The sequence below is a fragment of the Curvibacter cyanobacteriorum genome (assembly GCF_028649475.1).
Taxonomy (GTDB): domain Bacteria; phylum Pseudomonadota; class Gammaproteobacteria; order Burkholderiales; family Burkholderiaceae_C; genus Curvibacter; species Curvibacter cyanobacteriorum.
Window position 1 is genome coordinate 99,846 of the sequence record NZ_JAQSIP010000007.1, and the last position, 21,147, is coordinate 120,992.

At 64.2% G+C, this 21,147-nt stretch carries 16 protein-coding genes and 1 tRNA gene; 4 read left to right on the top strand and 13 right to left on the bottom strand.

Annotated features, from left to right (window positions below):
* Positions 1-14 precede the first annotated feature (14 nt).
* The 4 genes from nirD to PSQ40_RS15200 all read left to right on the top strand — a co-directional run bounded on the left by nirD (position 15) and on the right by PSQ40_RS15200 (position 2,749).
* Positions 15-359: a nitrite reductase small subunit NirD gene (gene nirD / locus PSQ40_RS15185; protein WP_273952575.1), complete on the top strand. Its 345-nt coding sequence runs from the start codon at positions 15-17 to the stop codon at positions 357-359.
* 85 nt (positions 360-444) lie between these two features.
* Positions 445-1,785 carry a nitrate- and nitrite sensing domain-containing protein gene (locus tag PSQ40_RS15190; RefSeq protein WP_273952577.1) on the top strand — a complete coding sequence of 447 codons (1,341 nt, stop codon included), beginning with the start codon at positions 445-447 and terminating at the stop codon, positions 1,783-1,785.
* A 287-nt stretch (positions 1,786-2,072) separates the two neighbouring features.
* On the top strand, positions 2,073-2,486 hold the full coding sequence (locus PSQ40_RS15195; RefSeq protein ID WP_273952579.1) for a hypothetical protein: 414 nt from the start codon (positions 2,073-2,075) through the stop codon (positions 2,484-2,486).
* 2 nt (positions 2,487-2,488) lie between these two features.
* Positions 2,489-2,749, top strand: coding sequence for a hypothetical protein (locus PSQ40_RS15200; RefSeq protein ID WP_337961835.1), 261 nt, complete (start codon positions 2,489-2,491; stop codon positions 2,747-2,749).
* A 551-nt stretch (positions 2,750-3,300) separates the two neighbouring features.
* Here PSQ40_RS15200 and PSQ40_RS15205 read toward each other — a convergent pair.
* From PSQ40_RS15205 to PSQ40_RS15265, 13 genes are all read right to left on the bottom strand, one after another.
* Positions 3,301-4,737, bottom strand: coding sequence for a hypothetical protein (locus PSQ40_RS15205; protein ID WP_273952581.1), 1,437 nt, complete (start codon positions 4,735-4,737; stop codon positions 3,301-3,303).
* A complete protein-coding gene (locus PSQ40_RS15210; RefSeq protein ID WP_273952583.1) occupies positions 4,734-9,131 on the bottom strand; it encodes an ATP-binding protein in 4,398 nt (1,465 codons plus the stop codon). The genes PSQ40_RS15205 and PSQ40_RS15210 overlap by 4 nt, the downstream gene beginning before the upstream one ends.
* A 14-nt stretch (positions 9,132-9,145) precedes the next feature.
* The gene (locus tag PSQ40_RS15215; protein WP_273952585.1) at positions 9,146-10,585 is read right to left on the bottom strand and encodes a hypothetical protein; all 1,440 of its coding nucleotides are present in this window, start codon (positions 10,583-10,585) and stop codon (positions 9,146-9,148) included.
* Positions 10,586-11,146: 561 nt separating this feature from the next.
* Positions 11,147-11,234: transfer RNA gene (locus tag PSQ40_RS15220), tRNA-Ser, on the bottom strand.
* A gap of 261 nt (positions 11,235-11,495) precedes the next feature.
* Positions 11,496-12,149, bottom strand: coding sequence for an urease accessory protein UreG (gene ureG, locus PSQ40_RS15225; RefSeq protein ID WP_273952587.1), 654 nt, complete (start codon positions 12,147-12,149; stop codon positions 11,496-11,498).
* A 77-nt stretch (positions 12,150-12,226) separates the two neighbouring features.
* Positions 12,227-13,000, bottom strand: a complete 774-nt coding sequence (locus PSQ40_RS15230; protein ID WP_273952590.1) for an urease accessory protein UreF — start codon at positions 12,998-13,000, stop codon at positions 12,227-12,229.
* A complete protein-coding gene (ureE, locus tag PSQ40_RS15235) occupies positions 12,963-13,835 on the bottom strand; it encodes an urease accessory protein UreE (RefSeq protein WP_273952593.1) in 873 nt (290 codons plus the stop codon). Before ureE ends, PSQ40_RS15230 begins: the two co-directional genes overlap by 38 nt.
* A gap of 129 nt (positions 13,836-13,964) precedes the next feature.
* Positions 13,965-15,683: an urease subunit alpha gene (gene ureC / locus PSQ40_RS15240; RefSeq protein WP_273952595.1), complete on the bottom strand. Its 1,719-nt coding sequence runs from the start codon at positions 15,681-15,683 to the stop codon at positions 13,965-13,967.
* Positions 15,684-15,721: 38 nt separating this feature from the next.
* On the bottom strand, positions 15,722-16,027 hold the full coding sequence (locus tag PSQ40_RS15245; protein ID WP_273952598.1) for an urease subunit beta: 306 nt from the start codon (positions 16,025-16,027) through the stop codon (positions 15,722-15,724).
* A gap of 32 nt (positions 16,028-16,059) precedes the next feature.
* Positions 16,060-16,362 (bottom strand): urease subunit gamma, encoded by a 303-nt coding sequence (locus PSQ40_RS15250; protein WP_273952600.1) that lies wholly within the window; start codon positions 16,360-16,362, stop codon positions 16,060-16,062.
* 193 nt (positions 16,363-16,555) lie between these two features.
* A complete protein-coding gene (locus PSQ40_RS15255; RefSeq protein WP_273952602.1) occupies positions 16,556-16,882 on the bottom strand; it encodes a P-II family nitrogen regulator in 327 nt (108 codons plus the stop codon).
* Positions 16,883-16,897: 15 nt separating this feature from the next.
* On the bottom strand, positions 16,898-19,987 hold the full coding sequence (locus PSQ40_RS15260) for an efflux RND transporter permease subunit (RefSeq protein ID WP_273952605.1): 3,090 nt from the start codon (positions 19,985-19,987) through the stop codon (positions 16,898-16,900).
* A 5-nt stretch (positions 19,988-19,992) separates the two neighbouring features.
* Positions 19,993-21,141, bottom strand: coding sequence for an efflux RND transporter periplasmic adaptor subunit (locus PSQ40_RS15265; RefSeq protein ID WP_409338604.1), 1,149 nt, complete (start codon positions 21,139-21,141; stop codon positions 19,993-19,995).
* Positions 21,142-21,147: the final 6 nt, after the last annotated feature.

Consider the following 21,147-nt stretch of genomic DNA (forward strand, 5'->3'; position numbering starts at 1 on the left):
TGGAGAAACTGAACATGAGCACCGACATCGACACCCCGCACTGGACAGCCGTCTGCACCGTGGACGACATCCTGCCCAACACCGGCGTGTGCGCCCGCGTGGGGGCGCACCATGTGGCCATCTTCCGCGTGGGCGAGGCGCAGTACTTTGCCATCGACAACGTCGACCCCAAGTCCCGCGCCAGCGTCAATTCGCGCGGTCTGGTGGGCAACCTGGCCGACCGCACCGTGGTAGCCTCACCGCTTTACAAGCACCACTTTGACCTGCGCAGCGGTGAGTGCCTGGAAGCCCCGGAATACTCGGTGCGCGCCTACCCGGTGCGCCTGGACGGTGAACGCGTGCTGGTCAGCGCGCCATGAGGGCCCGGGCATGAGCTGGGCCGCCAGCTGGCAGGGTACGGAAGGTGCTTGGTCTGCGAACTACACCACCGACCCCGATCAAGCCATGCCACTGTCCGTCTCTCAACTGGTTCTGCGCGCCAAGCAACTGGAGATCGAGGCCCTGCGCCACCTGGCGGGTCGGGTTGACCTGGTCGACGTGACCGGCCAGCTGATCGACGCGTTGCAACGCGAGCGCGGCGCCAGCAGCGGGTTTCTGGCCTCGGGCGGGCAGCGTTTTGTGGCCGAGCGCCGCGCCGCCAGCGCCGCGGCCGAGCCGGTCGAGGCGGCGCTGCGCGAGCAGTTTGCCCACCACCTGCAACCGCCCCTGGGCGCCTCCACCCGCCTGCTGTCCCTGATGGCCTGGGTGCTGCTGGACCTGGAGGCGTTGCCCGCACTGCGTGCCCAGATCGAGCGCCAAACCCCCAGCGCCAGCGACGCCGTGGCCGCCTTCAGCCGCGTCATTGCCGGCCTGGTGGAGCTGATTTTTCATTTGGCCGACGCGGCCCCCAACCCCGACGTGTCGCGCCTGCTGGTCGCCTTTGTGCACCTGGTGCAAGGCAAAGAGGCCGCCGGCCAGGAGCGTGCCGTGGGCGCCCAGCTTTATGCCTCGGGCCTGTGCACCGAGGCCCTGCAACAGCGCGTGGTGCAGCTGATCGAGGCGCAAGAGCGCAGCCTGCACCTGTTTGAAGAATTTGCCGAGCCCGCCCTGCGCACCCGCTGGCAGCAACTGCAGCTGACCCCCAAGGTCGCCCTGCTGGAGCGCCTGCGCCGCACCCTGTGCATGGCGCGCCATGAAGCCGCGCTGGACAGCAGCCTCAGCGACGACTGGTTTGAGGTGGCCAGCGTGCGCATTGCCGAGCTGTGGCAACTGCAAACCGAGCTGGTCGCCTGCCTGCGCCAGGCCTGCCAGGCCCAGATGGCCGCCGCCGAACGCGACCTGCAGGACTCCGAGGGCCTGCTGCGCCAACTGCGCGACAAACCCCTGCCTCGCGCCCACGCAGTCGAGCGCTTCTTGCAAACCGGCGAAACCCTGCCCGCCGCCGGCTTGGGCGAGGCGGGCCTGGCGGCTGCCAGCGGCGCCAGCGCCGCGGCCGTGGCGGCCAGCAGCGCAGCCCAGGCGCAAGAGCCCAGCGTGTCGTCCTTGGTCGAGCTGCTGCAAGCCCAGTCCGAGCGCCTGGCCCGCATGGAGGTCGAGCTGGACACCGCGCGCCGCGCCCTGAACGAACGCAAGGTGATCGAACGCGCCAAAGGCGCCCTCATGGCCCGCTTGGGCCTGACCGAAGACGCCGCGCTGCGCGCGCTGCAAAAAGCGTCGATGGACCACAACCGCCGCTTGCTGGATGTGGCGGAGGCGACGCTGGCGCTGCCGGATTTTGTGTTTGAGGGGAGAGGGGCGGGGAAGTGAGGAGGGGGTTGGTGACTGCTTCAGGCTGGCAACGGGCTTTGAATGGACCACCCTCGGCAGGCAGTTGGGGACCCCAGGCGGTCCATCGCCGTGCCATCGGGATCGACCACTGACGGTCGTTCAGTTAAAGTCCGCGCCCGCTGGGTGATTTTTGCCCGCACGATCAACCCGCATCCCAAGGGGCACTCGGCTTCCCGCTGACGTCTCTTGAAACCAAAATCTGCTGTCTGCGATGTGTCGGCTGATGCGGTCACGCAACCTGCAGCTCTCGGAGCTGGAAAAACAACATGCTGTTAACCGATATCGCCGTCGAGCACATTCGGGTGTCCAAAAAGGATGGCGTTCGTCAGACTTTCTTGCTACATCCGTTCACCGATACCCAGCGCGATTCACATGGAAAATTCGAACTCGTTCGCGACGTCTGCCAACCAGGACGCAAAGACGTGAAACGCTCAACCTACGTGACGTTTCAACAATTGGTGGAGTTGTATGCGAAAGGCGTGCTCGAAGAATTCGGGTTTTCCGTTCGCATGTGTCCACGTCAAGGGACTTACCCATCCAAGCTTCCAGCCAAAAAGATACTGCCCACCAGCATCAAGCCAGGCTCTTCGTTCGACCTGGCGGTTCAAAAGGTGGATGTTCATAAAGAAGCCACGCGCGATTTGAGAAACGCCTTGCTTCGCGCCAGCGTCAAAATTTAAGAATGACGGCGTCGATTGATCGGGGCGTTGCTGTGAATCCATCTGTTGCCCACGCTGAACTCATCGCCACGTTCAAGCGGGCCGAGGCCGAGGCCGCCCACAAGTTTGGGCTGATCCAGGCGGCTGCCCACAAAGGGCCCAAGGCCATACAAGCCGCCTCCGAGACAGCGGCAAAGGCAGCCAAACGCCGGGACTCGTACGCGAAAAAGCTGGAAGATTTGGGCCTGAACCCCAAGGATTTCGCCACCCAGCCTAAGGCGTAACCCCCGCCCTTGGCGGCTGCGCAAAACGGGGCCTGATTGCCCAAATGATCCCACAGCCTGAAAACAGAATCGGTCGTGGGTCTGGCACCGATTTGCATGCTTTCGAGGTGCAGGAGTGAAAGCATCGTTGTTTTCGGGGCGCGAAGGTGTGGAGAGAGGTGAATCGCCGTTTCAGGCTGATCTCGGTCGTTGGACGACAGGGCTCCAAGTGACCGCTGTTGCCTGAAGCGGTCGAGCGATGCGGCACGGCCTGGCCGGCTGCTTCATTCCCGGAACCGGCCTTTGGGCCGGACGCCTGCATTCGGGCTGGTCGAGCGACCGCCATCGCGTCCCGCGACCGTCGCAGATCGACCCGTTGCTGCCATTCGCGGCCCCGCCGAAAACCCTGCTGTGCTGGCAAACCTCGTTTTGGCGTGAAACATGCGCCTACCGCGCTCTTAAGTGGCGGTCGGCCTTCCCTCAGTCCATGCCTGGCACCCTTCAGTAGGTCAAGGCGCTCACCAGCGAGGAGCGCGTGCCAGACGGAACGTTCTGGCTTAAAACGAACGGTCCTAAAGCCCGATGATTCCAAACAGCGGTGCCTCTTCCTCGTAGTCACCGTAGCCGTGTTCCCGTTTTAGCCTGCTCAAGCGCCAAAGGTAGAAGTGGCCATCGGGAGCCGCCTCGTCTTCACCTCGAGGCCAGTCTGCTCGCCCAATCAAGGCAGTGCCAACGAGACCGCTGCTACCTGATGGATGACCGGGCGACCACCCTGCGTTCCAGTACTGCTGACTGGCGACCTCGACGTCCGCAGCCTTGATCGCAAGCTTTCCGCCTGAAGGCTCTGCGACAAGGTCGTCCGCCTGTCCCGTCACCACCGGCAGATAGAGTCGCTCTGGGTAAAGCTCCCGTTGAAGGTAGCCGATGACCTCTGTGCCCAAAAGCGCTGCCATGGGCGCTGCATCGACTTCTTCGTCGATGACCTCCTCAAGAGGCAAGCTTGATATCAAACTCTGCAGGCCCCACCCGTCTGAGTCGAAGTCGCCGTACGCACGATGCTGACGAGACGCGTACCGCTCCCAAAGCTCACTCGGTTCGACGTCCTTCGAACCCCATCGCCTCCAGCGCACGACGGTCAGCACGGTCACCTCGTGATCAGAGACATGCAGGGGTGTCGCAAGCGCAATGAGTGCTGCTTGCAGGTCCATTGCTCTCAGAGCCGCGTCAGCGCCCCCGATGAATCCACTGATGGAATCGGCGTCGGCCCCCGCCTCTGGAACAAGCGCTGGCAACCAGGTCGGACGCTCAGGCCTGAGGAAAGCAAGCGTAGGAACCAGAGGAAGCGCCCTAAGAACAACCCCAAACGCCAGTTGAGCCGGCGCCTGCCATAGCGCCTTCGCGACCTCTAGGGTTCTGATAAAGGCGGTCAACATTCGCAGCGAGGTCCTATCTGCAAAGCACCCCGCACCACCTGTTGGCCGCGCAAAGTGGGCCAAGTCTCCCTGGAATGGGGCATCCGGATATGCCTCTTTCGACCGCGCCCACTCGTACGCCATTTGACGCACCAAAGGAAACCCGAACCTCTTTTCCATCCACTTCACGGTGGAGTAGTGGATCCGGGGAACATCCGTGCCTTGGCGCCGCTCAAACTCCTCTGGCACCTCAAAGTCGGTTGGTGCGACGTGCAGTGGTGGAGTGGCGACTGATTGAGACGAGACCTTCATGTCACCCAACAAGCGGTCTGCCAACATGGACGGCCGAGATAGGGCGTCGCCAAGCTCTTGGGGCGCAGCCCACCCTTTGTGGAATGCCATCCAGAAGATGCTCAGAACTTCCAGCGCCTCAGCCTCCAACCGACATCCGCGCAATTCCTTGAACAGGCGGGTCTGCACCTCATCAGCAACGCCGGGTGTGACCAACAGGGTGGCCAGCTCCTGCATCACCCACCAGCGCGTTGCCGCCACAGGCCAGCGAAGCCTGACGAAAAGTAGCTCCAGCTCCAAGTTCATGGAGCAGGGCTCGGCGCCGCGAGCTTGAGCACCCAAGATGGCACCTTGAGCTGCAGCGTCCGGGTGTCATCGCGCACGGCCTGAACCATGGCTTGCGCGAACTGAACCGCCTCCGCCGTACGCCCCTGCAGCCCGAGGAAGTACACCATGATGTCGCTCGGAATCACGCGCTCCTTTCTCGGGAGCCCGAGCCAGCTATATGCTGACTTGACGAAAAACTCGTCACAGCGACTCTTGTAGGTGGCGACTGCTCGCTGCAGACGCTGTCGAGACTGCTCTTGGCTGGCCATCATCGGTCCGGACCAACCTCCCCGGAACATCTGCGCCTGAACAATGTATGGGAAGGCGGCTGCCTTCCCTTCCAACCTGAGCTTGGTTTCAAACGCCAAGTCCAGCAGGTCACTCAGATCGTCATCCCGCACAGAGCCTGACAAAAGCCGAGGCTCGAGCACATGGATGAGCCGAGAGCCCTCCCCCTGGGCCTCCCAGTGCAAATACCACTCCCGCAGGATGTCGCCGCGAACTCCGTAGTGACTCTTCAAGTCATCAAGCAGACGCTGAAGGTCATCGACCCCATATGTCTTCACGTCCGACAGGAACGGCTTCCAATGAGTAGGCGTGCTCCCGCGATCCGTGTCCGCGATTCGACCAACGTCGGCCCCGTTGTGAATCACGACTTCCGCAAGCAACCTGGCGGAAAGGGCATCTCCACCATCAGCCGCCTCCTTTAGAGCATCAACAGCGCCTGCGTGAAGGCCAGTGCGAAGAAGAGCATTCCCTAGCGCGGTTTGCGCGGGCATGGTCGCGACATAGGCTTCCAGGCTGTTTTCCGCGTGATACCAGTCACCGCTCTCTGTGTGCTCGCGGTACTTCTCCACCAGCGCCTCGCGATGCAGCATTGCAAGCAAGCGATCAGCTTCATAGAGGACATGCCGAGTGCCCTTGCCATCTGTGTACGACAACACATGATGAACTTGAGGGCCTACCTCGGCCAGCAGGCGTCGGGTGTCGTCGGGCGCGACCACCGCCAGATACTCAAGCGCGTCCATCAGCTCGGACAGCGCCGGGTCCTTCCGCTGCGAGTATCCGAGCACCAGCTCCCAGGTACGGCGGCAAAGCTCAGAGGCCAGGGCGGTCAGCTTATGGCGGATGCCCATCTCGCACAGGTCGAGCATGGCAAGCATGCGCACGCCGGTCTCTTCATCGACGGCTGCGTCGAACCCAGCCATCTGGCTGCGGATGAACAACTCGGCAGCGTCATCCGAAAGAACCTTCGGCAGACCCGAGACGTACTGCTCCCTGAAGGCATCAACGTCAAACCAAGCCTGCCCCATGGCGTGGCTAAGGTCGTCAGCCTCCACCAACTGCGGTCCACCGAACCGGACGCTCAGCAGATGGATATCTATGGCGATGCCATGAAGCGTGCGTCTGAAGTCCCTGGCAGCGCTGCTCAGCTCGTAGCTGCCGTAGTAGCTGAACGGCTGGACGGCACTGAAAGACTCGTAGAGGCGCGAAAACTTCACAGGCGCACCTGCGCGCCAGCGCTTGGCAACGTTCCAGCCTAAACCGCTCATGTGGTCCAGGTACTGGGAGACGTTCTCCCGATCTTTGAAGATGGGGGCTTTCAACAGGGAGGCAGGCGCCACAGCTGCAAGCTTGACGTGAGCCGCCCCAAAGAACCAGTCATGCGCAAGGTCGCACAAAGCAGCACGACTCTCCTCATACCCGCCTTCATGCCATTGAAGGTCTGTCGCCCCGAGCCAAGTCGCCCCGCCATGCCCGGTAAGTGCACTCAAGCATCCAATCAGTGCTCCATGCGAGAGTGCGCCAAACTCGGCCCAGGCAGAAAGGTCCGCACCAACAAGGGCTGCTGAGCGGACGGCGGCTTCGCAGCCAAGAACTTTTAGGTCCGGGTCTTTCAGGGCGACGGCAATCTGTACCAGCATCCGCAGCTCGCCGCGATCAGCGTAGACCTCGAAGAGCTTGCGCCCCATTTCCTCCCACCGCCGGTCGACCCATTTGGCAGTCTCGGCTGCAGTGCGATCTAGGGCATGAAGCAGTGCCAACGATTTGGTGAGATATAGCGTCTTCACACGAGAGTCGTTGCGGGTGGAAAAGCGGCTCTCCCCTAGCGCCCTTCGCCAGGCTTCGCGCCCGCAAACTTCCGCCTCTGCATTTTTGCCGCGCTCCATGAGCGCCGTCCCGAGTGCAGCAACTTCAAGAACGCTAGTCTCGTGACGTGAGGCGAAGGCCTCGTCAATCACGCCGTCGTCGGGAGCAAGGGTCCAAGTGCATGCTCTTAGCCTCGCCGCCGCTTCATCCATCAACTGATAGGACAGGCTGTTCAGGAGGCGGTATTTCAGGTGGCGCAGCCGATAGGCGTCCGCATAGCGTACGAGCTGCACCGCATGCTCCTCCGCGCTCGCCAGAAGACCTTCAAAGAGCGTCGTCGGGTACCCCTCCTGCAGCCGTTCGACGACCCAGTCGCGCTGCAGACCGGAAATGAGCTGCTCCGGCTTGCCTCGCTGGGCTCGCACGGCCCAGAGCCAGTTGACGCGCAAGGCATCAGGAGCCGCTGTAGCTAGCCACGTCTCAACATGGCCTGTCAGCTTTTCCAGCCGAGCTGCGAAGTCCTCGGTCTGCTTGACGAAAACTACAAGGCTATCGTGGAAGGCGCGCAGGCCCGCTGGCGAGGCGTACAAGAGGTGCTCCACAGCGCCGATTTCTGGCGGCGCAGTTCCCGCCAGGGCAGCGATCTGCGCAAATGCCGTCTTGGGCCAAAAGTACGGAAATCCGGAAATGAGCCTGAGGGCGTCGCGTTGACTAGCGCTCAGACCATGCCAAAGCGAGGCGTAGTAAGTGGTGGCGTCTTGGCTCAGGTCGCCGGACAGTTGCTCCACACTCCATCTGGACACGTGCCGGCCCGAGCGAGCGAGCTCCTCGGTTGCGTAAATGACGTGCAGCGGGTGGCCGCCAGTACGAGAGCGGAGCTCAGCCGCAGCTGCTTGGAGCTCCTCATCGTCATGGGGTGACGTACCCTGAATGGTTAGTCGGCCATGGTCAACCTGCCTGCGCAGATAGTGAAGCACCGCATCGGCGGACATTACGGGCAGCTCACGCCATGTCGCTCTGGGCGCCGCAGCCAACAGCCGGCTCGGGAGCTGAGTGTCATCGACGGGTTGAGTGCCCACCACGATTACCAGGTTCTCAGGCGCGGGAAGCAGCTGGTCGAAGAGCTGGTCAAGCGGCCGCTTGTCATGCCCCTGGGTTCGCCACACATGGTCCAAGCCGTCTATGACCACTACAAACGGCTTCCCCTCAGCCTTGTAGCGGGCCGCGCACTCAAGCAGGGCCCTAGCCAGGTCTCTATCCGGCGCCCCTGTATCCGTGTGGAACTTCTTGATTTGCGCTAGCAGGGCCTCCTCCACCGCGTAGCTGGAGTAGCGGTCAGCCGTGCGATCCGTCGAAGACAAGTAGTAGTGATGCCGGACGAACGGAATTCCAAGCTTTCCCAGGGTCTCGCAGACCCTGCTCAGGTACGTGCTCTTGCCTCTGCCAGGCGGTCCGGTCAGCACCAGCGGCTGCGTTGGCACCGCACTGAGCGCATTGACGAACTCCGCATGAAAGGCTGCGTCGGGCACTCGATACCCGGTTGGAATGACGAAGTCTTCGGGCAGTGGCTCTGGGGCGATAACCCGCAGGGTGGTCTGCAGAATCTCGAAAGTTATCCAGCCTTCCGGCGCCGGGTGCTTCTTCTGGATGGCCCACTGCACCGCCCTGTTCTTCAACGTCTCGATACCCTCGACCGTTGAGTGTTTACGCAGTCGGCTGGTGACATGGTGGTCCAGCGACGTGTAGCCCTTGTCGCTGTGGCGGACGCTCAGGGCTTGGAAGAGTCGCTGTGCGCTCGCCTCGCCTCCGAGATCCGCCTCAACCTGGGCTTGGACCTCGGCAGATGCCTTCTTGTAGGCAATGAACGCGCCACCGGCGAGGCACGTCTCCATCGCCAGGTCAGGGACGCGGTTTGTGATCAAGCAAACGTCGCCCAGGCGGCCCGGGTCAATCGCTTCAAGGGCGTCGAACCACTTTCGAAGAAGGCTGCGCGAGGTGCCTCCAACCTTGCCGGGCTTCGTCAGCAGCCAATCCCAGTCCAAGGCGTACTTCTCAGGCGAGGGCGTGAACTTGACCTGTGTAACGTCGACACGACCGTCCCGCCGCTCCGCGACCACGTCGTCCAGTCCCTGCGGTGCGACTTCGTCATCGTCGCACTCGAAGCGAATCCTCGCGTATTGGGCTGGTGCATCGAGCCAATCGCAGAGGACATCAACACCCTGCAGTGTCTGGTAGACGTACCCCGCCAACGGAATCGCAGTCGCCTTGATGTCTGCGCTCAACGCACGCCTCCTCTTCAGCTTGCCGGCTTAGCAAGCGCGGCTTGGTACCTTGCCAGGTCGAATTGATGCACAGGCCAGCCTCTGACGGCGAAGTTCGTGTACGAGCCAGAGTAGCCGATGCACAGGAACGCCATCTTGTAGATCATGGCCATCAGCCGAAAAGCCGTATCTATGACCTGCTGGAATGTCTCGGGTTCAATCTCGAACGAGCCATGCGCGGAAGCGTTTCGGCTCGCCTTCCACGTCGTTCGGTCGTCTTCGATTAGGACACCGGCCTCTATCAACGCGTGGAGCCGATCGGCAGGGCTGGTGGACTTGAACCCATTCAAAGAGCCCCCGACTCGCTTGGCCATCGACTCGCTGAGTTCAAGCTCTCGCACCGCCGCCAGGACCTTGTCTACCTCGGCTTTAACGTCGGCGGCGGGTTTGCCCAGGCGCTTGAACTCCTTCTCGTTCAGCATCTTCTCGACTGCGACGGAGAGAAGCAGGACCACAGTCTCGACCCAGACGCCCTTCAGGGAGAACAGACCGCCAACCTTTGCAGACAGCGGTGAGTAGTCCTTGCCTGCTGCATGCGTGCAGGCATGTGCGTAGTAGCAACCAAAGAGCCGGAAGAAGTCCGGCCCATGGTTCTGGTGAGGAACTGGGGGCTCAACCAGGCCTTTGTTCAGGTCACGCGCACGCGAAAGCTCGATTGTTCTCTTCCCATCCTTGCCTACTTGGGTCAGGACAGGGGTCGCCATGGTTGCGGTGCAGAACCTGATTGCCTCGAGCAGCCGGTGCTCAAATCCAGGCGGCGCTTCCACCTCGTTCTCAGCAACCGCTACGAATTGGGAGTACTTCCTATTCGGCTCAACATTGATTCCCTCATACGTGATTTTCAAGCCCGCAATGACACCTTCCGATAGGTCCCACTTGGACTGAGTACCCCAGGGCTCCCCGCCTCTTTCAACCGTGGTTGTCCTGACGGTGTTCCTAGGAAATCCGAGCTCGTCGAGGAACACTAGGAAGGCGTAGTCCTTTGAGGCAGGTGCCTGTGCGGCGCATGTGATGCGGGAGGACGTAAAGCTCAGCACGACCGTGGACTCCCGGTCACTCCTTTCCAGGCTTCCTGATTCGCACAGCCAGGTGTCGCCGGCGACATCTCTGGCTTCAAGCCGGTAGTAGTGTTCGTCGGCCAGGATGACCCCAGCCTGAGGGCCATTCAAGCTCTTCAAGAACTTGATAGGGTCGTATGGATCCGTCTCCGAGCGCGGGCACACCATGCGCACCACGACGCCCTTCCTGGCGCCAACCTCGATGGAACCAGGCCCAACGTACGTGATGGGGGAGTCAAGTCCCTTCTGGACCAGGCGAATCTCATCACAGTCGATGACGAGGGTGTCCCCGACAAACGCGCGCTTGAAGTCCTCGTCCTCAATGTCGGCTGCGCCCTGAAATCTGGTCTTCGCCATGTCCCTGCATTCCTTGATGACGTTCTCGAGCAGCAGCCTCCTTGCCGCTGGGCTCGAGTTTCACATACCGTGGCCTTGCAACGTTGCGAAACTAGTGACCTAGCGCCAGCTGCTTCAGAAGAATTTGCCCCGTGAAACAAGCAAGAGCGATGTTGGCAACTATGAAGTCCCACAGCGGCACATAGGTCTTAATTATCTCCTCGGACATCGCTGCGACGGTCTCGGAAGCCTGCATTACTGGGAGACGTTCGACGCCGATTGTCAGACGGCTAGGCTGGACGTCAGCAGCACCTTCGACACTGGTCGTTGATCCCGTCACCCGGCCAAGAGCGTTGGCGTCTGCTTCATGCCAGAGAGCGTGAAGTCGACGGCTGATCGTCGATGACGGCAACCGTTGCAAAGGCGCCGTCCGCGTACTCGCACCCTTTGATAACGTCGTCGTTCCATCAGGCGAGTGGAGTATCCAATTGGGGCCACGAGCAGCTTGCGAGCCGTTGATGGTCGAAATCGACAGATGAGAAAAAAGCCCCTGTCATTCAACAGGGGCTTTTCGTTTGTATCTGGCGGAAGCGGTGAGATTCGAACTCACGGACCCTTTCGAGCCGCCGGTTTTCAAGACCGGTGCAATCGACCACTCTGCCACGCTTCCAGCGCCGCACATTGTACCTGTGCGCCAGGCTGCTTTTGAGGCTCGGCGCCCAGGCCGGCAGGCCGTTCCGGCCGCACAGAAGCGCTTCCACCCGCACAAGCAAGGGGACGGCTCAAAGCCAGGACAACATCAACAGCCCATAGCCAACAGCCAACAGCCAACAGCCAACAGCCAACAGCCAACAGCCAACCGCTGCAGTCAGTGAACAGCCTCAGTCAGCCACCCGACCTCAAGTCCTGACGCCTTCAATCCCTCCAACCCTCACGCCGCCGCCAACATCCCCTTGCGCTCGATGAACGCAATCACGTCGTCCATACCGCTCAGGGTCTTGAGGTTGGTCATCACAAACGGCTTTTGCTGGCGCATGCGGCGGGTGTCGGCCTCCATCACGCCCAGGTCGGCGCCCACATACGGCGCCAGGTCGGTCTTGTTGATCACAAAGAGGTCGCTCTTGGTGATGCCGGGGCCGCCCTTGCGCGGGATCTTCTCGCCGGCGGCGACGTCGATCACGTAAATCGTCAGGTCACTGAGTTCGGGGCTGAAGGTGGCGGCCAGGTTGTCGCCGCCCGATTCGATGAAGACCACGTCGGCATTCGGAAACTGCTCCAGCATGCGGTCGATGGCTTCGAGGTTGATCGACGCGTCTTCGCGGATGGCGGTGTGCGGGCAGCCGCCGGTTTCCACACCCAAGATGCGCTCGGCGGGCAGGGCGCCGCTGACGGTCAGCAGGCGTTGGTCTTCCTTGGTGTAGATGTCGTTGGTGATGGCCACGAGGTCGTAGCGCTGGCTCATGGCCTTGCACAGCATCTCCAGCAAGGTGGTCTTGCCCGACCCGACGGGGCCGCCAATGCCGACGCGCAGCGGGGGCAGTTTTTTGCTTCGGCCAGGGATGTGGTGCAGGGCTGAGGTGCTCATGGGGGCGGGTCCAGTGAAGGCAGGAGAAGAGAAAAGAAGTGACAAGAACTGAGCAGAAGAGAGGGGGGTGTGAAGGCTCAGCTTCTGAAAAGTCGGGAGTATTGGGTCTCGTGCCGGGCCGACAACACGGCCAGGCGCGGGGTGTAGGCCTGGCGCTGGTCGTCGTCCAGCGACATGGCGGTGGCGACGGCGGCCGGGATCTCTTGCGCCAGCCGCGCCAGGATGCGCTGGCCCGCGCTTTGGCCCAGGGGCACGGCCTTGATGGCGGTCTGGCTCATGGTCTCGCACCAGGCAAAGGCATAGGCAAAGCAGATGTCGGCCGCGTTGGCGGGGCTGGCCGCGGCGGCGCAGGCAAAGGCCACGGGGTAGGTCGCAATCAACCCATCCAGTTGGGCCGCCGTGTCGGGCTGCAGGTTGCGCAGCCACTCCACCAGGGAGCGGCCCATTTGCTGGCTTTGCAGGCGCAGCTCGGCGGTTTCGCGGCTTTGCTGCACCCATTCATTGAGGCGTATCAGGCGCGGCCAGTCTGATGCGCGCAGGGCTTGCACGGCGGCGCTGACCACCGCCAGGTCGCTGCGCGCCAGGCTCAGGTGCAGTTGGTCCGACAGCCATTCGGCCGCCTGGGCTTCGTCACTGACACCGGCCCATTCGACGGCGGCTTCCAAGCCTTCGGAATACGAAAACCCGCCCACCGGCAGCGCGGGCGAGGCCAGCCAGATCAGCTGCAGCAGGCCAGCGATGGCTGGGGGGGCCGCAGGCGCGGCGGCGGGGTGGCCAGGCACGGCGCCCCCGGCCACGGGCAGGGCGGACGGCTCAGTGCGGGTGACCATGGTCGTGGTCAGGGTGGGCATGGGGGTGACTGCCGTGGTCGTGGTCATGGCCATGGTCGTGACCGCAGCCGGGGCCGTGCACATGCGCGGTGGCGCTGGCGGCCTGGATCGGGATGGTCTTGCGCGCCGGGGCGGCCGCGGCGTGGTGGCCATGGTCGTGGTCATGCGCGTGGTCGTGACTGTGTCCGTGATCGTGGCGGTGGTCGTGCGCGTGCGAATGCCCATGCGAATGCCCGTGGGCAGACGCGGGCGACTGGGCTTGGCCAGGCTCGTGCGAATGGCTGTGGTCGTGGTCGTGCTGCGCGTGGTCATGGTCATGACCGTGCGAGTGGTCATGGGCGTGGGTGTGGTCATGCGAATGCCCATGGCCATGCCCGTGTCCCTTGTGGCTGTGCTGGCCATGCTGGCCGTAGGCGCCGGCTTCGGGCTCAAAGGATTCATTCACCGCGTTCACGATCAGGTGCATGCTGCGCAGCATGTCGGCCAGCACATGGTCGGGCTCGATCTTCAGGTGGTCGGGTTGCAGCTCGATGGGCACATGGCGGTTGCCCAGGTGGTAGGCGGCGCGGGTCAGGTCAAACGGGCTGCCGTGGGCGGTGCAGGCGGTGATGCGCAGCACGGCCTGCGGGGCGGCCACGACGCGGATCAGCGACCCGTCTTCGGCCACCAGCACGTCGCCGCCGCGCACCACGGTGCCGCGTGGCAAGAACACGCCCAGGTGGCGGCCGCTGGAGTCGGTGGCGTCAAAGCGGCTTTTTTGCCGCACGTCCCAGTCCAGCTCGACCGAGCTGGCGCGTTTGATGAGCACCGGGGCCAGGCCTTGGCCGCCGGCAATGAGTTTGGAGATTTGCAGCATGGTCGTCGTTCCAGTGGCGGGTGCGGGTGGCAAGAAGCCCCCGACTGTAGCGCTTGGTCAGCAGGCCGGGGCGGCACCCGCGGCCCACCCCGGTGGGCCAGGGGGCACCGCTGGGCGCGCGGCGCGGGCTCAGAACAAGAAGTAGCGCTGGGCCATCGGCAGGCTGGTGGCGGGCTCGCAGGTCAGCAACTGGCCGTCGGCGCGCACCTGGTAGGTTTGCGCGTCCACTTCCATGCGCGGTGCGTAGTCGTTCAGCAGCATGTGGCGCTTGCCCACGGTGCGGATGTTCTTGACGGCCGACAGCGTCTTGTTCAGGCCAAACTTTTGGCCGATGCCCTGGGCCAGACCGGCTTGCGAGACAAAGGTCAGCGAGGTCTTGGCGATCGCGCCGCCGTAGGCGCCGAACATGGGGCGGTAATGCACCGGCTGCGGCGTCGGGATGCTGGCGTTCGGGTCGCCCATGGCGGCCATGGCAATGAAGCCGCCCTTCAGGATCAGCGCCGGCTTGACGCCAAAGAAGGCCGGCTTCCAGATCACCAGGTCGGCCCACTTGCCGGGCTCGATGCTGCCCACTTCGTGGCTGATGCCGTGCGCGATCGCGGGGTTGATGGTGTACTTGGCGATGTAGCGGCGGGCGCGGAAGTTGTCGTTGCGCGCGGTGTCGTCGGGCAGCTTGCCGCGTTGCAGCTTCATCTTGTGCGCGGTCTGCCAGCAGCGCAGGATCACCTCGCCCACCCGGCCCATGGCCTGGCTGTCCGAGCTGAACATGCTGATGGCGCCCAGGTCATGCAGGATGTCTTCGGCGGCAATGGTTTCCTTGCGGATGCGGCTCTCGGCAAAGGCCAGGTCCTCGGCAATCGCCGGGTCCAGGTGGTGGCAGACCATCAGCATGTCGACGTGCTCGTCCAGCGTGTTGATGGTGTACGGCCGGGTCGGGTTGGTCGAGCTGGGCAGCACATTGGCTTCGCCCACCACTTTCAGGATGTCGGGGGCGTGGCCGCCCCCCGCGCCTTCGGTGTGGAAGGTGTGGATGGTGCGGCCCTTGAACGCGGCCACGGTGTCTTCGACAAAGCCCGACTCGTTGAGCGTGTCGGTGTGGATGGCCACCTGGGTGTCGGTTTCTTCGGCCACGCTCAGGCAGTTGTCGATGGCGGCGGGCGTGGTGCCCCAGTCCTCGTGCAGCTTCAGACCGATGGCGCCGGCGCTGATCTGCTCGTGCAGGGCGCCGGGCAGGCTGGCGTTGCCCTTGCCCAAAAAGCCCAGGTTCATCGGAAAGGCGTCGGCCGCCTGCAGCATGCGCTCCATGTTCCAGGCGCCGGGCGTGCAGGTGGTGGCAAAGGTGCCTGTGGCCGGGCCGGTGCCGCCACCGATCATGGTGGTCACGCCACTGCACAGCGCTTCTTCGATCTGCTGCGGTGCTATGAAGTGGATGTGGGTGTCGATGCCGCCCGCGGTGACGATGTTGCCTTCGCAGCTGATGACTTCGGTGCCGGGGCCAATGATGATGTCCACCCCGGGCTGGGTGTCGGGGTTGCCGGCCTTGCCGATCTTCACGATGCGGCCGCCCTTGAGGCCGATGTCGGCCTTCACCACGCCCCAGTGGTCGAGGATCAGCGCATTGGTCAGCACGGTGTCCACGGCGCCTTCGTCGCGCGTGCGCTGGCCTTGGGCCATGCCGTCGCGGATGGTCTTGCCGCCACCAAATTTGACCTCTTCGCCGTAGCTGCCAGCGGCCAGGGTGTAGTCTTTTTCGACCTCGATGATCAGGTCGGTGTCGGCCAGGCGGATGCGGTCACCCGTGGTGGGGCCAAACATTTCGGCGTAGGCACGGCGCGATACGGTGCTCATGGCAAATCCTTGTCTGTGTGTGCGGTCGCGGGGGCGGCTTACAGCGCGCCCTGCACCAGGCCGCGAAAGCCGTAAATGCGGCGTTCACCGCCGATGGCCACCAGTTGCACGGTGCGTTCCTGGCCGGGCTCAAAGCGCACGGCGGTGCCGGAGGCGATGTTCAGTCGCATGCCGCGCGCGGCCTCACGGTCAAAGCCCAGCGCGGCATTGGTCTCGGCAAAGTGGTAGTGCGACCCCACCTGGATGGGGCGGTCGCCGGTGTTGCGCACCAGCAGCGTCAGCGTGGGGCGGCCGGTGTTCAGGGCGTGTTCGCCCTCGTCGGTGATCAGTTCGCCGGGAATCATGGCAGTCTCCTCAAGGCCAGCAGGCGGGCCGGTCAGACGATGGGCTGGTGCACGGTCACCAATTTGGTGCCGTCGGGGAAGGTGGCTTCGACCTGGATGTCCGGAATCATCTCGGCAATGCCGTCCATGACGTCGGCGCGGGTCAGCACGTTGCGGCCTTCGCTCATCAGTTGCGCCACGGTCTTGCCGTCACGCGCACCTTCCATCACGGCTGCGCTGATGTAGGCCACCGCTTCGGGGTAGTTGAGCTTCAGGCCACGGGCCTTGCGGCGCTCCGCCAGCAGCGCGGCGGTGAAGATCAGCAGCTTGTCTTTTTCCCGGGGGGTCAGTTCCATGGTCGGGCTCTCGGTCTCGTTCTGGGTTACCCAATACTAAAGCAGGAACCTTGCCCAAATGGCGCACCAAGACCGTGCGTAGGCGGCTCGTCCGGGGGGATGATTTGCCTTGTTTTGGTGCATTGAAAAAGGGGGCCTGAGGCCCCCTGGTTAGGTGTGTGTGGGCCCGCTTCGAACCGGGCCCGGACCGCCCTCAGATCGGGCTGTGGTCGCGGATGCGGTGCGTGCTCTCCAGGTCCACCACCCAGACCAGACCGTCGCCGATCTGGCCCGTGTGGCAGGCGCTGATGATGGCGTCGCGGATGGTGTCCACCATGGCGCGGTCGCACAGCACGCAGACCATCAACTTGGGCGTGAAGTCGGTCAGCTCCTCTTTCACGGTGCGCTTCTCGATCGCGGCGGGGGCGGTGAAGCCCTCGGCCTTGAAGATCGTCACGCCCGGGAAGTTGGGGATGGCGCGCAGCGCGTCGCGCAGCTTGTTCAGGCGGCTGGGCCGCACGATGGCTCGAATTTCTTTCATGGCATTTCTCCTTTCTCAAGCCTCGGTGGGCTTCTCATCAAACCAGCGGTACAGCGTGGGCAGCACCACCAGGGTCAGCAGCGTGGACGAGATCAGGCCGCCAATCACCACAATCGCCAGCGGGCGTTGCACCTCCGAGCCGGGCCCCGTGGCAAACAAGAACGGCACCAGGCCCAGCAAGGCCACGGTGGCGGTCATCATCACCGGGCGGAAGCGCTGCACGCAGCCTTCGCGCACCGCCGCAGCCACGTCCATGCCGTCGCCGCGCAGGCGGCGGATGCAGGTCACCAGCACCACGCCGTTGAGCACCGCAATGCCCCACAGCGCAATGAAGCCCACCGAGGCCGGCACGCTCAGGTACTCGCCCGTGACAAACAGACCGATCAGCCCGCCCACCGACGCGAAGGGCAGCACCAGGATGATCAGGCTGGCCAGGCGCACCGAGTTGAACAGCAGGAACAGCAGGAAGAAGATGGCCGCGATGGTCAGGGGCACGATCACCGACAGCGTGCCCATGGCGCGCTCCATGTTCTCGAACTGACCGCCGTACTTGAAGTAATAGCCTTCGGGCAGCTGCACTTCGGCGTCGATGCGTTGCTGCACCTCGGTCACGAAGCCCGCCAGGTCGCGGCCTTCGACGTTGGCACCCACCACCACGCGGCGCTTGCCGCTTTCGCGGCTGATCTGCGCAGGGCCGTCGACCAGTTCGATGCGGGCCAGGCTGTTCAGCGGCACCTGGGCGCCGTCCGGGGTGGTCAGCAAGGTGTTGCCGATGGCCTCGGCCGACTGGCGCACATGGGCCGGGAAGCGCACCACCACGCTGTAGCGGCGCTCACCCTCGTAGAGCGTGGTCACGTCCTGGCCACCGATGGCGGTTTCGATCAGGGCTTGCACGTCGGCCACGTTGAGGCCGTGGCGGGCAATCGCCTTGCGGTCGATGTCCACCGTCAGGGCCTGCTGGCCGGACAGGCGCTCGATGCGGATGTCGCGGCTGCCGCTGACGCTCTTCAAGATGCGCGCCACCTGTTCGGACACGCGCTTGAGTTCGCCCAGTTCGTCACCGAACACCTTGATCGCGAGCTGCGAGCGCACGCCGGTCACCATCTCGTCGACGCGCTCGGAGATGGGTTGCGACAGCACGATCTGCACGCCCGGGATGGTGGACAGGCGCTGCCGGATGTCCTCGTCGATCTCGTCCTGGGTGCGCTCGGACTTGGGGTCCAGCAGCACGATGGGGTCGGACTCGTTCGGGCCCGCCGGGTCGGCCGGCGATTCGCCGCGGCCCAGCTTGGACACCACCATGCGCACGCCAGGCACCTCGGAGATGGTCTTCATGGCGGCCATTTCCATGCGGATCGACTCGTCCAGCGAGATGCTGGGCACGCGGTTGATCTGCGGCGTCAGAGCGCCTTCCTTCATGGTGGGCATGAAGGACTTGCCCAGCAGCGGGAACAGCGCCAGCGAGCCCAGCAACAGGCCCACCGACACGCCCAGCGTCAGCTTGTGCCGCAGCGTGGCGCCGTCCAGCAGGCGCAGATAGTGACGCTTCAGGAACGCGATCAGGCGCGTGTCGTGGTCCGAGCCGCCCTTCAGGAAGTAGGCGCACAGCACCGGCGACAGGATCAGCGACACGGCCAGCGACACGGCCAGGGCCATCGCGATGGTCAGGGCCAGCGGCGCGAACATCTTGCCCTCGATGCCTTGCAGCGTCATCAGCGGCAGGAACACCAAGATGATGATGGCAATGCCGAACACGGTCGGCGTGGCCACTTCGGCCGTGGCGTCCAGAATCGTCCGCACCCGCGCGCCCATGCTGGGGCCCGCCTGGCCGAGCTTGTGGTACACGTTTTCCACCACCACCACGGTGGCGTCCACCATCAGGCCGATGGCAATCGCCAGCCCCCCGAGTGACATCAGGTTGGCCGAGATGCCGTAGCGGTTCATCAGGATGAAGGTGGTCAGCGGCGCAATCACCAGCGTGGCCACCACGATCAGACTCGATCGCACATCCCCCAGGAAGATGAACAGCACCACCACCACCAGGAAGATGCCTTCGATCAGCACCTTGCCCACGGTCCACAGGGCCGAATCCACCAGGTCGGTGCGGTCGTAGTAGGGCACGATCTGCAGGCCGTCGGGCAGCATGCCCTTGCGGTTGATTTCGTCCACGCGCTCTTTCACGCGGGTCACCACCTGCTTGGCGTTGCCGCCGCGCATCATCAGCACGATGCCCGACACGCCCTCGGTGTAGCCGCCCTTGATGATGGCGCCCTGGCGCACTTCACTGCCCAGCTGCACGGTGGCCACATCGCGCACATAGACCGGTACACCGGCTTGCTCTTTGACCACGATGTTGCCGATGTCCTCCAGCGTGCGGATCAGGCCCACGCCGCGGATCAGGTACTGCTCGGTCACCTGCGGCAGGATGCCGCCGCTGGCGTTGGCGTTGTTGCTCGCGATCGCGTGCACCACCTGCTGCACCGACAGCTTGTAGTGGCGCAGGCGGCCCGGGTCGACCAGGGCCTGGTACTGCTTCACGTAGCCGCCTTGCGAGTTGATTTCGGCCACGCCCGGGATCGAGCGCAGCAGCGGTCGCACCACCCAGTCCTGCACGCTGCGGCGCTCGGACAGTTCTTCGGGGGTCAGCGCGCGCTTGCCGTCATCGGGGCGTTCCAGCGTGTACTGGTAGACCTCGCCCAGGCCGGTGGACACCGGCCCCAGCACCGGCACGATGCCCGCCGGCATGCGCGGCGTGACCTCGATCAGGCGCTCGGTCACCAACTGGCGTGCAAAGTACACGTCGGTGGCGTCGGTGAACACCAGGGTGATGATGGACAGGCCGCTCTTGTTGAGCGAGCGCATCTCCACCAGACCGGGCATGCCGGTCATGGCGATTTCAAGCGGCACGGTGACAAAGCGCTCGATCTCCTCGGGGGAGCGGCCGGGCGCCTCGGTGGCCACCTGCACCTGCACGTTGGTGACGTCGGGGAACGCGTCCACCGACAGTCGCATGGCGGCGCGCATGCCGAAGGCGCACAGCACCAGGGCCAGCACGACCACCACCAGCCGCTGACTGAGCGCGGCACGGATCATGGAAACCATCATGGGCCTTACTCCAGTTCAGCGCGCTTGCGCTCGTTGTTCAGGTGGAAAGCACCTTCAACCACCACCTCGGTGCCTTCGCTCAGGCCTTTGAGCACCGGGCGCAGGGCACCGCTGGCGGCCCCCAGTTCGACCGGGGTCAGGCGGTAGGCGCCGTCGCCGGTCTTGACGTAGACGTGGTCGCGGTCGTTCTCACGCACCACGGCCACATTGGGCACGGCCAGCTGGCGCTGGGTGGCGCCGACGATGTGCATGGTGGCCAGCATCTGCGGCTTGAGTTCGCGTTGCGCGTTGTCCACCTGGGTGCGGATGGAGACGGTGCGGGTCTCTTGCGACACGGTGTCGCCCACCTGCACGATCTTGCCTTGCAGGCGCTTGGCGCCCAGCGCGGGGACTTCGATCTCCACGCTCTGGCCCGGCTGCACCGAGCGGGCCGACTGCTCGGGCAGGCCGCCCACCACCCACACATTGCCGAGGTCGGCCACGGTGAACAGCGGGTCGCCCGGCTGGGCCACCTGGCCCGAGCTGACCTTGCGCTCGATCACCACGCCCGACAGGGTGGCCAGCACCGCGGTCTGCGGGGCCAGCGTGCCGTCGGTGCGCAGCTTGTCGATGGCGGCTTGGCCCAGGCCCATCAGGCGCAGCTGGTCGCCGGCGGCGCGCAGTTCGGCGCGGGCGATCGACAGCTCGGATTCGCGGCGTTGCAGCTCGGCCGAGCCGATCACGTCGGCCTGGATCAGCTGGCGGGCGCGTTCCACCGCGCGCTCGGCCAGTTGGCTGGCGGCGTTGGCGCGCAGGTAACCCAGCTGGGCGGTGGTCAGCTCGGGGCTGGCCACATAGGCCAGGGCCTGGCCGGGTTTGACCCGGTCGCCCACTTCGGCCAGCACTTCGGTCACGCGGCCGGTGACCGAGGCGCCGATGCGGGTCACCTGGCGGTCGTTGGCTTCAATGCGGCCGGCAATGTCCTGGGTCGGTGCCAGGTCGGCCTGGGCCACCTTTTGCACCTGGAAGTTCTTGGCCATCTCGGGCTTGACGTTGACCACAAGGGGGTCTTGGCGTTGCACGGGCGCCGCGGCCTGGGGTTCGTTCTTGGCGCCGCAGGCGACCAACAGCCAGGCAGTGCCCAGCGCGGCGCAGAGCAGGCTCAGGCGCAGCATGGCCGG

Coding starts and splice junctions, on each gene's coding strand:
- nirD (WP_273952575.1), top strand. CDS start 15: ATGAGCACCGACATCGACACCCCGCACTGGACAGCCGTCTGCACCGTG.
- PSQ40_RS15190 (WP_273952577.1), top strand. CDS start 445: ATGCCACTGTCCGTCTCTCAACTGGTTCTGCGCGCCAAGCAACTGGAG.
- PSQ40_RS15195 (WP_273952579.1), top strand. CDS start 2,073: ATGCTGTTAACCGATATCGCCGTCGAGCACATTCGGGTGTCCAAAAAG.
- PSQ40_RS15200 (WP_337961835.1), top strand. CDS start 2,489: ATGACGGCGTCGATTGATCGGGGCGTTGCTGTGAATCCATCTGTTGCC.
- PSQ40_RS15205 (WP_273952581.1), bottom strand. CDS start 4,737: ATGAACTTGGAGCTGGAGCTACTTTTCGTCAGGCTTCGCTGGCCTGTG.
- PSQ40_RS15215 (WP_273952585.1), bottom strand. CDS start 10,585: ATGGCGAAGACCAGATTTCAGGGCGCAGCCGACATTGAGGACGAGGAC.
- ureG (WP_273952587.1), bottom strand. CDS start 12,149: ATGAGCACCTCAGCCCTGCACCACATCCCTGGCCGAAGCAAAAAACTG.
- PSQ40_RS15230 (WP_273952590.1), bottom strand. CDS start 13,000: ATGCCCACCCTGACCACGACCATGGTCACCCGCACTGAGCCGTCCGCC.
- ureE (WP_273952593.1), bottom strand. CDS start 13,835: ATGCTGCAAATCTCCAAACTCATTGCCGGCGGCCAAGGCCTGGCCCCG.
- ureC (WP_273952595.1), bottom strand. CDS start 15,683: ATGAGCACCGTATCGCGCCGTGCCTACGCCGAAATGTTTGGCCCCACC.
- PSQ40_RS15245 (WP_273952598.1), bottom strand. CDS start 16,027: ATGATTCCCGGCGAACTGATCACCGACGAGGGCGAACACGCCCTGAAC.
- PSQ40_RS15250 (WP_273952600.1), bottom strand. CDS start 16,362: ATGGAACTGACCCCCCGGGAAAAAGACAAGCTGCTGATCTTCACCGCC.
- PSQ40_RS15255 (WP_273952602.1), bottom strand. CDS start 16,882: ATGAAAGAAATTCGAGCCATCGTGCGGCCCAGCCGCCTGAACAAGCTG.
- PSQ40_RS15260 (WP_273952605.1), bottom strand. CDS start 19,987: ATGATGGTTTCCATGATCCGTGCCGCGCTCAGTCAGCGGCTGGTGGTG.
- PSQ40_RS15265 (WP_409338604.1), bottom strand. CDS start 21,141: ATGCTGCGCCTGAGCCTGCTCTGCGCCGCGCTGGGCACTGCCTGGCTG.